Annotated in this window: 13 protein-coding genes; 6 read left to right on the top strand and 7 right to left on the bottom strand. The window is 37.5% G+C overall.

Features of this window, described 5'->3' with window-relative positions; all coding sequences use genetic code 11:
- Window positions 1–411: 411 nt before the first annotated feature.
- Window positions 412–1,260, bottom strand: coding sequence for a pentapeptide repeat-containing protein (locus tag ACI48O_RS10900; protein WP_435561834.1), 849 nt, complete (start codon window positions 1,258–1,260; stop codon window positions 412–414).
- A gap of 214 nt (window positions 1,261–1,474) precedes the next feature.
- Between ACI48O_RS10900 and ACI48O_RS10905 the strand changes: the two genes are divergently transcribed.
- The 3 genes from ACI48O_RS10905 (at window position 1,475) to ACI48O_RS10915 (ending at window position 4,901) form a co-directional block, all read left to right on the top strand.
- Window positions 1,475–2,245, top strand: coding sequence for an ABC transporter ATP-binding protein (locus ACI48O_RS10905; RefSeq protein ID WP_435561835.1), 771 nt, complete (start codon window positions 1,475–1,477; stop codon window positions 2,243–2,245).
- Window positions 2,220–4,160 carry an ABC transporter permease gene (locus tag ACI48O_RS10910; RefSeq protein WP_435561836.1) on the top strand — a complete coding sequence of 647 codons (1,941 nt, stop codon included), beginning with the start codon at window positions 2,220–2,222 and terminating at the stop codon, window positions 4,158–4,160. Before ACI48O_RS10905 ends, ACI48O_RS10910 begins: the two co-directional genes overlap by 26 nt.
- A gap of 372 nt (window positions 4,161–4,532) precedes the next feature.
- Window positions 4,533–4,901, top strand: coding sequence for a YbaN family protein (locus tag ACI48O_RS10915; protein ID WP_435561837.1), 369 nt, complete (start codon window positions 4,533–4,535; stop codon window positions 4,899–4,901).
- A 1-nt stretch (window position 4,902) separates the two neighbouring features.
- Here the strand turns inward: ACI48O_RS10915 and ACI48O_RS10920 are convergent, their stop codons facing one another.
- From ACI48O_RS10920 to ACI48O_RS10930, 3 genes are all read right to left on the bottom strand, one after another.
- Window positions 4,903–5,673 carry an alpha/beta fold hydrolase gene (locus ACI48O_RS10920; protein WP_435561838.1) on the bottom strand — a complete coding sequence of 257 codons (771 nt, stop codon included), beginning with the start codon at window positions 5,671–5,673 and terminating at the stop codon, window positions 4,903–4,905.
- Between the two features lie 170 nt (window positions 5,674–5,843).
- The gene (locus ACI48O_RS10925; RefSeq protein ID WP_435561839.1) at window positions 5,844–6,983 is read right to left on the bottom strand and encodes a sensor domain-containing diguanylate cyclase; all 1,140 of its coding nucleotides are present in this window, start codon (window positions 6,981–6,983) and stop codon (window positions 5,844–5,846) included.
- 190 nt (window positions 6,984–7,173) lie between these two features.
- On the bottom strand, window positions 7,174–7,992 hold the full coding sequence (locus ACI48O_RS10930) for a hypothetical protein (RefSeq protein WP_435561840.1): 819 nt from the start codon (window positions 7,990–7,992) through the stop codon (window positions 7,174–7,176).
- A 229-nt stretch (window positions 7,993–8,221) separates the two neighbouring features.
- Between ACI48O_RS10930 and ACI48O_RS10935 the strand changes: the two genes are divergently transcribed.
- Together ACI48O_RS10935 and bluB are read left to right on the top strand one after the other, a co-directional pair.
- Complete coding sequence (locus ACI48O_RS10935) at window positions 8,222–9,313, top strand: metallophosphoesterase (protein ID WP_435561841.1); 1,092 nt, start codon at window positions 8,222–8,224, stop codon at window positions 9,311–9,313.
- 14 nt (window positions 9,314–9,327) lie between these two features.
- Window positions 9,328–9,975 (top strand): 5,6-dimethylbenzimidazole synthase, encoded by a 648-nt coding sequence (bluB, locus tag ACI48O_RS10940; RefSeq protein WP_435561842.1) that lies wholly within the window; start codon window positions 9,328–9,330, stop codon window positions 9,973–9,975.
- A 98-nt stretch (window positions 9,976–10,073) separates the two neighbouring features.
- Here the strand turns inward: bluB and ACI48O_RS10945 are convergent, their stop codons facing one another.
- On the bottom strand, window positions 10,074–10,295 hold the full coding sequence (locus tag ACI48O_RS10945) for a hypothetical protein (protein ID WP_435561843.1): 222 nt from the start codon (window positions 10,293–10,295) through the stop codon (window positions 10,074–10,076).
- 211 nt (window positions 10,296–10,506) lie between these two features.
- Between ACI48O_RS10945 and ACI48O_RS10950 the strand changes: the two genes are divergently transcribed.
- Window positions 10,507–11,877, top strand: a complete 1,371-nt coding sequence (locus tag ACI48O_RS10950; protein WP_435561844.1) for a TrkH family potassium uptake protein — start codon at window positions 10,507–10,509, stop codon at window positions 11,875–11,877.
- A 453-nt stretch (window positions 11,878–12,330) separates the two neighbouring features.
- On the opposite strand, the gene ACI48O_RS10955 is transcribed toward ACI48O_RS10950, so the two are convergent.
- Window positions 12,331–13,308, bottom strand: coding sequence for a glycerophosphodiester phosphodiesterase family protein (locus tag ACI48O_RS10955; RefSeq protein ID WP_435561845.1), 978 nt, complete (start codon window positions 13,306–13,308; stop codon window positions 12,331–12,333).
- A 75-nt stretch (window positions 13,309–13,383) separates the two neighbouring features.
- The gene (locus tag ACI48O_RS10960) at window positions 13,384–13,599 is read right to left on the bottom strand and encodes a hypothetical protein (protein WP_435561846.1); all 216 of its coding nucleotides are present in this window, start codon (window positions 13,597–13,599) and stop codon (window positions 13,384–13,386) included.
- Window positions 13,600–13,664: the final 65 nt, after the last annotated feature.

Below are 13,664 nucleotides of genomic sequence, written 5' to 3' on the forward strand. Positions count from 1 at the left end.
GTTATGAAATTTTACGTCAATCTTAATAGAACCGCCGTATACCGAACGGTACGTACGGTGGTGTGAGAGGTCGGGGGTTAGTCACCCCCTCCTACTCGATTGGCTCTGTTAATTGGGCTGTTGATTTCCACTCCAGGTGCTCAGCGACCCAGCGGGGGAGTCCGGGAACCTGTCTAGCTGCAGCGGCTAGGGGCTCGGGGTCATAAGCCAATCCGTCAAGAAGGTCAAAGAACGACCTTCATGCCGGCTCGTCTTATGCCTGTCGCCTCTGGGCAAGCCGCTTCCTCTTTCCTTCTCCTCGGCGCAAGCGCCTGCGGGGTCTCCCGTGACACCTTCTCCCGCAGGAGTCTCGCACCTTCCGCTCCAATCAACAGAGTGTACAGAATCAACACAGATTTTTAGTTATTTTATTTAATCAATATCCTTCCAATGTAAAGGCATTTTTAAAGAGGGTGGCAGCTTCGTGTTTTGATTACCTTTTGCAGCATTTACTTGTGCTTGAGTAAGAAAGATGCTGTTGGTAAGATTAGCACCAGAGAGGTCTGCGTCTCTAAAATCTGCACCAATAAGGTCTGCCATTCTTAGATCAGCTTGTCTAAGATCGGCAGCTATGAGTAAGGCCCCTCTAAGGTTAGCTCCCTTAAGATCCGCCCCTTTGAGCTTAGCTCCAATCAGGTCACTGCCTGGTCCTACTTTTTTTGGTTGCTTCTTATTGCGATAGTCAGCCCGTACTAGTTCGCTTGTATGCAAAAGTAACCGGTTTACGCTCGTTCGATGGTCCGGAACATTGATTTGTAAAATGAACTCTGGGCTCTGTAAAGTGAGACGTTCCGTTTTTTCAAATGCTTCTTTTAAATCTGCATGAATAGCTTTGGCTGCTCCTAATGTAAGAGCTTCATGAATATACATAAGCATCTCGTGAAGTTGTTGGATAATCGGGAAAACAGCAAACATTTCCTTTGCTAAAATGGAATTGTTCCGCCAATCGTTTCCTTGATAAGTGAGTTGGGACACCTTTTGACCAGCACCAAAACATTCATAGGCGGTGCAACCTCGAAATCCTTTGGTTCTAAGGTCATTATGAATACTGCATAAATAATTGGTTTGTAAGTTTTGACAAGGAACACCCCCGTCTTTATTAAATGCAAAATCGGCTGATTTCGCATATGGTAAAGCTACACAGCATAAACCAAAACAATTTTCACAATCCGAACTTAAATGTTTGGGAATATTGTCTTTATTAGTATATTTAGTAGTCAACTTAAACACTTCCTTGTAATAACTTGCTTGAAAAAAAGAAAAATAATTGTAAATTTTAGCATTAAAACTTATCCGTAACAATTCTTATTTATTAGGGTTAATCATAATCTTACATGATTGTAAGGAAACTGACAGGTAAATCGATAGGTGAATGAGGATCATTTGGTTACACTTAGCTTAGATTTTAGGAAATGAAAGAGAGGGGACCAAATCTATGGAAATCCTTAAGGTTCAAAAATTAACGAAAATATACAACGGGAAAGTTTCCTATAAGGCATTATCCGGTATTGATCTTTCGATTAAAAAGGGTGAGTTTGTTGGGGTTATGGGGCCTTCAGGGAGCGGGAAAACAACTCTGCTAAATGTCATTTCGACCATTGATACACCAACATCAGGGGAAGTTATTATTAATGGACAAAATCCACATGCTTTAAAACCTGAAAAGTTAGCTATGTTCAGACGTCAGCAGTTGGGATTTGTATTTCAATCATTTAATCTTCTGCCTACGTTAACGGTAAAAGAAAATATTCTGCTTCCGCTGACATTAGATGGTACGAATCTAGCTGAAATGTATCGGAAATTAGAGAGTATTTCAGAAAAATTGGGAATAGCAGACATATTAAATAAACGAACCTATGAAATTTCCGGCGGACAAGCACAACGGACGGCTATTGCACGAGCAACCATACATCAACCGCAGATTTTGCTGGCGGACGAACCAACCGGAAATCTAGATTCAAAGTCAGCTCGTGATGTAATGGAGCTGTTGACCCGCCTAAACAAAGAAGAGGAAGCCACGATGATGCTTGTAACACATGATCCTCAAGCAGCGAGCTATTGCAGCCGTGTTGTTTTTATAAAAGACGGCGAGCTCTTTAATGAGATTTATAATGGTGATAATCGTCCTGTCTTTTACCAAAAAATTATTAATGTACTTTCGGTGCTGGGGGGAGACGCGCATGACTTTTCGCCAGTTCGCATTTAACAATGTCGCTAGGAATAAACGGGTCTATATTGGTCATTTTTTAAGCAGCACCTTTGCAGTGATTATCTTCTTCACCTTTGGCCTTATTGCTTATCACCCTGCATTAAAAGGGAATATAACCGAAATTAGCTCGACGATGAATACACTGGGAAAAGGTGGATTTAAAGTCTCACAATATATCATTTATATCTTTTCTATCTTTTTCATATTATATTCGGTTAGCTCGTTTTTAAAAAAAAGAAAGAAAGAATTCGGAATTCTGATGATTCTGGGCTTATCACCCCGGCAGTTTAATCGACTCGTCTTTTTTGAAAATATTATCATCGGGATTACGGCAACTGTCGTTGGGATTGGATTTGGGTTGGTTTTTTCAAAGCTAATCCTGTTAATCAGTGCCACCGTTTTAACACTTGATAAGGGATTGCCTTTTTATTTCCCGCTTAAAGCCATCGTGACAACAGGAATAGCTTTTATCGTTTTGTTTCTTCTAATCTCGCTATTTACTTCAAAAACGGTTAGAGTGACGCGACTGGTTGAGTTAATTAAATCAGAAGAAAAACCGAAGCCGGCGCCAAAGGCTTCTATCTTGCTGTCCATCCTTGCCCTTCTTTTCATTGGAGCTGGTTATGGAGTTGTTTTCTACTTTGCAAATCATATCAAACATGTGGGACCCGAGGAGTTCTTCGGCACAATTGGTGCAGGAGTTGGACTGGTCATCGCAGGCACATACTTCTTGTTTACCCAATTAAGTGTCTATTTGTTAAAAGCACTCCAACAAAGAGAACTGTTATTTTTTTTTAAAACAAATATGTTATCGATTTCTGATCTTATTTATCGAATTAAGGACAATTCGATTACCTTTTTCTTGGTTGCAATCATATCTGCAGTAGCATTTACGGCAATCGGGACTTCAGCAGCAGTAGGAGATGTATTATTAAGTCAGTTGGATAAAACTTTTGCGATAAAATATGAATCAACTGTCAAAAATCCGTTGGAGCAAAAGCATTTATCAGAAATTAACAAGCAATTAAACGATGCAAATATTCAATACACATCTATGTCTACTTCCTATAAAACGCTTGAAACCCGACAACAAATAATGAAACTTTCCGATTATAACAAATATGCAAAGAAACTGGGATACAAGCCCTTGGTATTAAGCGGTGATCGTGCAGCAGTTGTAATTAAGTCATTTGTACGGACGGATGCACCGAAAAAGGGGTCAACAGTAACGCTAATAAATAATAGCACTGTAACGATTGATCGAGTGGTCACCAATAAATACTACTCAGATTACTTCTACGGAATGGTTATTGATGATTCACTCTACACAAACATTAATATCGTTCAAGGCCCTGACGGTTCCGCGAATACTGACGAACAACATCGTCACGGTTTCATCATTAAAGATTGGCAGGAAACGAGGGAGGTTTCCGAAAAACTAGCCACTTTGCTTAAATATGATCAAGATCATCCTGATTATTATGTTGGATTTTTGAGTTTGGAGTGGCAGTTTATGAAACAGCTTAATGGAATCTTTTCGATTCTGACGGTATTAGTTGGGATTGTATTCTTTGTCTTTGCTTCGAGCTTTCTTTATTTCAGGTTGTTCACTGATTTGGAAAAAGATCAGGAGAAGTACAGTATGCTGTCTAAACTGGGAATTACGAAAAAGGAATTAAACCGTGTGGTGACACAGGAGATGGCCGTTTTATTTTTTCTTCCTTTTATCGTAGCTGTGATCCATAGCAGTGTCGCTTATGTTGCATTGCAGCAATTAGTAGTAAGAACAGTTGGTCCCATTTCGCTTGTTCACAACTCTATTATTGTGCTCGCAAGCTTTTTGTCATTCCATATCATATATTTTTTCATTATGCGAAGAACCTATTTAACGCAGTTATACCGAACGATATAATAAAAAAAGGAGCAGCGTTTTAGAGGGTGTTTACGAGGTAATTGTGCATTATCATGCAGTTATTAGGAGACGGACATAGGTTCCGCTATTTTCACAAAAAGCGTTGTTTTTATAGGCTAAGCGGACAACAGGTTCCTTATTTTATAATAAATTGGCATTTTTTAGTGGTTTTTATGTAAATAAGGTACCCTGTGTCCTCTTAAGTCTAGAAAAATGGTTATTTTAGCTAAATAAGGGCCTCTGTGTCCGGTAAATATCTTCGCCTAGTATTCAATGATGGTAAAAACGTTATGAAAAATAGTAAGGCAAAACATACTAACTATAATGATTTTTTATGGAGGACTTGTCCTTGCTTTGAAAGGATTGAAATGAATGAACATCATCGCGCGAGCTTTGTTAATTGTAATTGGGACCGTTGCAATTGTACTTGGAATTATTGGAATTATTGTGCCACTTTTGCCTACGACCCCATTAATTTTGATGGGAGCTGCTTGTTATGTAAAGTCTTCAGACAAGCTGTACCGTCTGCTTTTGAGAAATAAATGGCTCGGTGGCTATATAGAAGATTTTCAAAAGCGAAAGGGAATCACGCTTAAAAATAAAATAGTAAGCATTTCGATTTTGTGGATATCCTTAGGGATTTCATTGTACATGGCCATAAAGAGTTTGTGGTTAAGTATGATTATTGTTCTTATCGCAGCTTCTGTAACGATAGTTATTCTTTCCTTTAAGACGTTGTAATTTATGATTGTTTATTAATAAATTCCTTTATCAGATGATTAATTTCAACTGCCCATTTTGTAGGGAGCTGATGTTTCGCATTTTTTACAAAAACGAGTTCTTGGTTCGGCAACCTTTTACTAATTAAATCAGCATAGCGATGAAACTGCTTATCCTTTTCCCCATATAACAATAAAACGGGGTGGCTAATATTGTCTAACTGGGTCGTACAATTATAAATCAAACTGTATTTATAATATTGCTCAATATTTTTTACATTTCCTTTTTTAGCCTCCTGATATAAATCCCGGAACGTTGTTTTCTTATTCGAATTCCCATAACATATTGCCAAAGCAAGAGTGGTCACCAATTTATGTTTTGAAAGCATGGCAGCTAAAGAAATTTTATTTTTTAACATCCAGTCATTCACTTCTGACATCGGGCCTAAAAGGATCGCTCCACTTGATCGTTCAGGATAGTTAATTAAAAAATCAAGTGCAATTGAACCTCCAGTTGAATAACCACATAGGTATGCTTTATCAATTTTTATATGATCTAAAATATGTACCATATCTTTAGAAATGAGGGGATAGGTTAACGATTCTTCAGAGTAAGAACTGTTTCCGTGGCCGCGTATATCAAATATAATCGTTTGGAAGTCCTTGGATAGCTGCTCCACTTGGTATTTAAAATTTATACTCGTTAGCAATGGGGGATGGATGAAGATAATGGGGATTCCTTTCCCTTGAACCTCATAATAAATGTTCACTCCATCAATATTTACAGTTGGCAAAGGGGAACACCTCCTATTGATTGGTCAAACGAGTAGATGCTTGTAGTTATTTTTAGTCGGTTTGTTTAAATGATTTTCCAGTTATAATATTTCACATATCGATTAGGGTAATACATTTTTTGCGTCTTCAATCATTCCAAAATAAAAAAAACGACTAAACTGGAGTCAGTTTAATCGTTTTTTATTTTTTCAGGAAGATTGATGACAAAACTACAAACTCGATTACGACCTTCTAGTTTTGCCTGGTATAGTGCTTTATCAGCAGCATCAATTAAATCTTCCTGACTTGAATCTGAATGGGGAATGAGCGTCGCTACACCAATACTTATCGTAACAAACTGACTAACCAGTGAATGTTCATGAGGTAATTGCATGGATTCTACCGCTATACGTAACTCTTCAGCTAGACTACAGGCATTTTTTGCTTCCTGCCCGGATAAAATAACCGCAAATTCTTCTCCACCATACCTAGCTACCAAACGATCAGGAAAGGCTGTATATCGATTAAGAATTTCTGATGTATTCTTAAGACAAATGTCACCAACAAGATGACCATATGTATCATTAAATGCTTTAAAAAAATCAAAATCAAACATAATTAATGAGATTGGTTCTAAGTGGGTTTTAGCTTTTTCCCACTCTTGAACAAGATGCTGGTCAAAATAACGGCGGTTGGCTATTCCTGTTAAACCGTCTATATTTGACAATAGTTCTAACTGTTGATTTACTTTGAGCAGCTTTTCTTCTGCATTCTTTCGTTCAGTTATGTCGATGATCAAACCGATTACATAGGAGAGCTCCCCGTCATTATATGGAAAAAGGGAAGAGGTAACTTGCCCCCAAACGGTTGTCCCATCCTTTCGATAATAGCGCTTTTCTAATTGATAGGACTCAATTTTTCGGTCGGTTAATTGGTTTAAAAGATCATAATTAATTTTTGCATCATCCGGATAACTAAAATCACTGAGGGTCATTTTCTTCAACTCATTTTCAGTGTATCCGAGCATTTCCTGTAGTTTTGGATTGACCATAATGGGTCTGCCGTTATGATCAATAACAGTAATCCCTATTCCTGCTTTTTCAAAAATAGTTTGAAACCATTCATTACTCGTTTTTAATTCATTTGTTTGAATTTTATAATTGTCGTAAATTTTTCCTAACCACCAAAAGAAAGGCAAGCAAAGAAGGGGGAAAAATATTTTAAAAGCTACTGCTCCTTTTTGATCAAGATCAAGATGTTCATGAAAAATCCAAATTAATGAATTGGTTATAACAAGAAATAATCCAAACACTCTACCTTTATATCTCATGTTTCACCGGTCCAAATTTTATTAATATCATATTGTTCTTTAATAAAAGCATTCTATCATTTAACGAGAAGGAAATATTATCCTATTTCGAAACATTATTTGAATTTTTTCTGATAAATTTAAAGGCTGCAATCCAAAAGATTGCAGCACAAAATAATTATTGACTTTGCCAATTACGATAAATTGGTGTTTATTGTTTAGATAGCTTCGAAGGATTGTTAATTTTATAAGGAACAGATCCATTGATTAGCAAAGCCTCGTCTTCAACGTCTTTCCCTTTTGGCAAGGTCTTTTTGACGATTTTTCCGTCAAATTCGAGGGCTTCACCAGGACTAAGCTCAAATTTCTTTAATGTTTTACTGTGAGCACACCATGCAAGACCAACATCAATCGGCTCATCTAACTCAATCCGTACGTTTTCAAGAACTACGACCTCGTCATTTTCTTCGTTGAAGTGGTTCCAGCTTAGCGCAAATTGTTTCACTTTTGCAGTAAAGTGAACCTTTTCTTCGGGCAATACAAGCTTTGGAGCCTTTTCCTTTTTTTCTTTAACGGGTTTCGCTTTTGTTGCAACAGGTGAAACAGGTTTAACTGTTTCTAATTGGTCATTCAAGTTTGTCATATTTTTTTCATTATCATTTTCAGATTCAGTTATTTCAGGGGTGCTTGCTTCTAATTTCACGATTGTTTCTTTGCCATAGTTAGAGGACTGCATCTCTTTTAACAGGGCAGGGTGGATGCAGGACAAATGCCCATCCTTGAATTCAATGATGACCGTATTGTATTCACCTGTTATACCATAGGATTCATATCCTTTAATCGTTATGATACGTTGGTGTGTACGCTCCTTGTACCAGAATTCCTTCTTAACTTCCTTTGTGCCGCCGAGGCCCCATTCTCTTATTTTCTCAGCATAATCGGCCTCATCTATAAATTGTATGTATTCACCTTTTGGAGGAATATAGTGTGTCGTATTTGCATCCTCGATATGAGGTAATATAATCGCCATCGTTCCACTTCCTTTCTTGTTCATTTTACAACCTTAACAGTAAGAAAAAAAGTCCATCCACTGTTTTCAAGCTTAAAGTTCGAATAATTCCTCATTTGAAATAAAACTATCGTGTTAGTAAGATATATGTATATACTAAACATTCATTTTAACAATCTTTTGAAAAGCGGCCTTACATCGGTCCTTTTGGCAGAAAAAAATACAAAATAAAACGAGGTAGCTAACTTATATGACATCAATCATCGTCATTTCTATTATTATTGGACTGTTAATTTATAGTTTGATTTCTTTTTACATTGGTTATAATGGCTGGGCATGGCTTAAGTCTACTTTTTTAGCAAAATATAAAAAAACCTATATTTGTGTAATGATTCTTCTATCTCTGTCCCTTTTTGCAGGAAGATTATTACCTTTTGCTTTTTTGGAATGGATCAGTGGATATTGGATGGCTGTTTTTGGCTATAGCTTAATGATTCTTCCTTTGGCCAATATCATCTATTTTATCCTTAAAAAGAACCATAAGTTTTGGATCGGAATAGGGGTTATAGTCCTTTATTCATTCATTTTTATCTATGGTACTTACAATGCCTGGACCCCAGTGGTAAGAACGTATGAGATTGAAATCGATAAGAAAACAAATCTAAAAGACTTAAAGATTTTCATGGCCTCGGATATTCATTTGAGTGGTGTAGTTGGAACTAAGCATTTAGAGCGGTTAGTAAAGCTCGTTGATGCGGAAGACCCGGATATTGTTTTACTGCCGGGTGATATCATTAATGACAATATCGAACAATATCAAAAACAAAATATGAGCGATGTCTTTAAAAAAATTGATGCTCCGCTAGGTGTTTACGCTGTTCTTGGCAATCACGATTATTATGGAAATGATGATCAGAAGATTCTAGCGGAAATGGAAAAAATCGGTGTTGGTGTTCTAATGGATGAATTTATCAATATTGGCGATTATTTTTATTTAGCCGGCAGGAAGGAACATACCGATAATAGTCGAAAAGAACTAAGTAAGTATTTTAAAGGCTTGGATAAAAGCAAGCCGATTATTATGATGGACCATCAGCCGAAGGATTTAACTGAAGCCAAGGAAAATGGGGTGGATCTTCTTGTCTCAGGACATACACACCGTGGTCAAATCGCTCCTGCTAATTTCATTACGGATCGAATTTATGAAAATGATTGGGGACATATGCAAAAAGGAAGCTTTCATTCAATCGTCTCCTCCGGGTTTGGGTTATGGGGTCCTCCGCTTAGAATTGGTACTCAGGCTGAAGTGATGGTTATAAATGTTAAGTTTGTAGGGAAATAATTAGGGGGGATTATATGTTTAGTCATGGTGAAAGAGAATCTATTTACAAAGTCATTTATCACAGAAGGGATATTCGCAGTTTTTTACCAGATCCGATTCCTGATGAGACGATAAATCGAATTCTTAATGCTGCTCATCATGCGCCATCAGTTGGATTCAGCCAACCTTGGAATTTTATTTTAGTTACTTCAGCGGAAACAAAAGAACGATTAGCATGGGCAGCCGATAAAGAAAGAAGAGCTCTAGCGATTCATTATGAAGCGGAGGGAGAAAAAGAAACGAAATTCCTCGGTTTAAAAATTGAAGGACTAAAAGAGGCGCCGTTAACCATTTGTGTGACGTGTGACCCGACGAGAGGCGGATCCCATGTATTAGGACGAAATTCCATTCCGGAGACCGACGCTCTTTCCACGGCGTGCGCCATTCAAAACATGTGGCTCGCAGCTACTGCTGAAGGACTTGCTATGGGCTGGGTAAGCTTTTATAAAAAGAATGATGTTCGCGACATTCTTGAAATCCCGCCGCATATTGACCCATTAGCACTTATTTCAATTGGCTATACAGATCAATATCCAGCTAAACCATTATTAGAGTTGGCAAATTGGGAAAAACGTCATGAATTAGAACCGCTAATTTTTAATAATAAATGGGGAGAAAAATAAGTTTATCCTTTGTGATCGTCTTAGACGATTCAAAAAACCGTCATAAGTGGATGACGGTTTTTTGAACTTTCTTCTTTGGAACAATGGCTTGTCTTATATTATGAAGTTCTTTCTTCTTGCTCATCAATATAAATAAGCGAGCTTCTTTTAATCCAATATTGGAAATTATCGACGGGAAAAACACCTCTGCATGTAGAATTTTGCATTTGGACGACGATGCTTCCAGGTGTAACTTCTACAATCTTTAATTTTTCCGCGTTGCTTAAGTTTGGCACAAAGCTGCTTTTTATTTCAAACTCCATATCGTTCACTAAATCCATTATTTGCAATCCCCCTGAATGATAATATACTTTAACAGAATGCCATTATTATTTTCTCCAATATTTAAAGGTTTATCCATTTATTGGATGGATCTTAATGACATTATTCAACAAGTATATTATCATTTTGACAAAAGGGCAAAGTAATAGAAGCTATACAAAACTCTAAAAGGTTACATCTACTCATTCTAATGTCAGGAGCATAATACAAATGGAAAAAGGTTTACCGTTAGAACGCAGTTTTAAGAGTTCTTCTAAGTTGATCCGAATTAATCCGGCTCAAACATTGTCACTAGGATTTTTAGGTCTTATCGGAATTGGCACGTTTTTACTCATGTTGCCATTCGCTACGAAAGACAGACATCATTTATCATTTATTGATGCCTTATTCGAGGCTACATCAGCCGTTTGTGTGACTGGTTTGGTTGTTACGGATACTGAAACGACGTTTACGATATTCGGTCAAATTGTTTTAATGGTGCTAATTCAAATTGGCGGGCTTGGTTTTATGACAATCGGAATCCTGATTGCTCTTTTTCTAGGGAAAAATATCGGTTTACAAGGAAGACTAATGATTCAGGAATCGTTAAACCAGCTAACATTAGCGGGTATGGTTAGATTGGTTAAATTCGTAGTCGGTTTTACGTTTATAGTCGAAGGAATTGGAGCAGTGATTTTAGCAGCACGCTGGGCAAGTGATTTTGGACTTCCTAAGGCTCTTTATCTAGGTTTGTTTCATTCGATTTCCGCTTTTAATAATGCCGGCTTTGACATTATGGGAGATTTTCGCAGCTTGACCGAATATGTCGGTGATTTCACTGTGATAATGACGATTAGTTCGTTGCTGATTATCGGTGGAATCGGTTATACAGTTATTTTGGATATTTTGAGAAAAAAATCTTTAAAGAAGCTTTCCTTACATACGAAATTGGTCTTGATTATGACTTTGATACTTAATGTGGTTGGTACGGTCCTCATTTTGATCTTAGAATATAACAATCCTGGGACACTTGGTGGATTAGGGTTAAAGGATAAAATCTTAGGAGCTTATTTCCATGGTGTTGTTCCGAGGACGGCTGGTTTTAATTCTTTGAATACTGCTGAATTAAGCTTGAGTTCTCAATTTGTTACAATGGTGCTGATGTTTATTGGCGGGGGCTCAGGAGGAACTGCGGGTGGAATTAAAGTATCAACCTTTGTGATTATTATCCTAGCCGTTTGGACCTTAATTAGAGGAAAAGAAGAGGTCAATATCATGGAAAGGCGGATTCCTAAGGAACTTATCTTTAGAGCCTTTTCGATAACAGTATATTCTTTATTTGTTGTCTTTTTAATTTTATTTATTTTAACAATAACCGAAAACGCACCTTTAAATGTGCTGATATTTGAAGTGATTTCTGCGTTTGGTACGGTTGGTATGTCGATGGGGCTGACTCCGGATCTTAGCTTGCCTGGCAAGGTGATTATTGCCTTTTTAATGTTTATTGGTAGGGTAGGACCGCTTACGATTGCCTTTGCGCTCGCAAAAGCAAAAAAGAAAGTGCCGCTTAAATATGTGGAAGAGAAGATTATGATTGGGTAACGGTTTGGAAGTTTGCGACGGCAATCGACTCTTGGAATTAAGCGGACATACGATCTGTTATTTTGCCTAAAAATCGCCATTTCGCTTTTTAGCGGACATACATTCCGTTATATGCTTTAAAAATCGCCATTTCGCTTTTTAGCGGACATACGTTCCGTAATATGCCTTAAAAATCGCCATTTCGCTTTTTAACGGACATACGTTCCGTTATTTAGCAAAAAGCAGCTCATTTTGCTTCAGATTTTCACAAATAACGTACTTGATGTCCGGATAATGTTTCCTAACAAGCATTTTTAAGAAAATAACGGATTTAATGTCCGCAAAAAAAATTATCCAAACAAAATTGTATAGATTTTACACAAAAAAAGCATGGACTTACATTATCCATGCATTTTTTGTGCGCTTTTTATATACTTAATCGGAATTACTTAAAGCAACTCAGAAAGTCTTTTTTCATTTTTGAAAAATCGGTCCAATTTTATCAATTCGATTGGTCCAAATGCCTCCCGAATAGTGAGGAGGGAGCCGTTTTAGATCTTTGGCATTATCAAAACCTTCCGACCACCCGCCATCGCCAGCAACGACCATAACTCGAGTGTCCGCAGCCTCCATTCGATTAAGGAATTTGTTTGGCCAACCCCATAACCATGGTGCAATCGTTTCGGGAATATGTAATTGAGTACGCTCACAAGCGGAAGGTACGTATCCGGTCCAGCCGACAGCCATATAAGGAATTAAACAGCTTTTCATCGTGGATTTTGACATTACTCGAAGATGTGGCAGCTTTTCCTTAACCGCTTCAACCGGTTCATCTCCACCATATACAGTTAGGTGACTTAAGCGTTTATCGGGGAGTTTAGTCAAAGCTTGAGCAAGAAGCTTACCTTCCTCTGGATCGTTACTTTTCACATGAATTAAAAATTCTTGTTCAGGAAAATAGTCGAAAACCTCATCTAGAGAAGGGATAAGCCCAATTCCTTGCCCGCGAAACGGGTATGTTTTCCCTTTATCAGCAGTGTATCCGAACCCAATATCTAATTGCTTCAGCTCTGCCATTGTTTTTTCTCTTGTTATTCCTTTGCCGTCCGTTCTGCAATCGAGGGTCCAATCATGAAAAACGGCAATATTTCCGTCGGTAGTTGGTTGGATATCGAATTCAACAATTTCAGCACCTGATTTAAAGGCTGCTTCCATTGAAGGAATGGTGTTTTCTAAAAATGAATGTTCCGGCTTATAGATTCTCTCCGCAGTGCATGTTTCTCCGGTGATTCCTGACATCGGAAACGTTTGGGCCATCCCCCGATGTGCTAATAATAAAGGAGCTTTATTGTTTTCCTTCGATAACAGGGAGCTGTTATTTAAATAAATAAAAGCTATTAAAAGAATCAAAAAGTAGAATAATCTTTTGCTAAATTTCTTAAATCTTTTCATGGGGCCTCCAAGCACGGTTTGAAAAATAAATTCTAATAATAGCTTAACATAAAAAAATAGCGTAGGTTAGCTACGCTAAAGTTTTTGCATCTCCGCATCAAATAATTGTTTTTGGCGCGTAATAATATTAATCGCCTGATCCGAAATATGACTTAATTCTTGATACAAGGATTTAGAAGACTGGTTATCTCCTTCTTGTACCTCCTCAAATATTTGTTCGGCTAGTTGTCGTCTTTTATGGCCAATTTCCCTTAATTCATCTCCAAGTTGCTCGAGTTGTTCGCGATCCATTGAGTAACCTCCTCGAAACGAAATGGTTCACTACCTTCTTGCTTATTATGAACGGACAAATATGT

The organism is Neobacillus terrisolis, from assembly GCF_051233475.1.
Classification (GTDB): domain Bacteria; phylum Bacillota; class Bacilli; order Bacillales; family Cytobacillaceae; genus Bacillus_BU.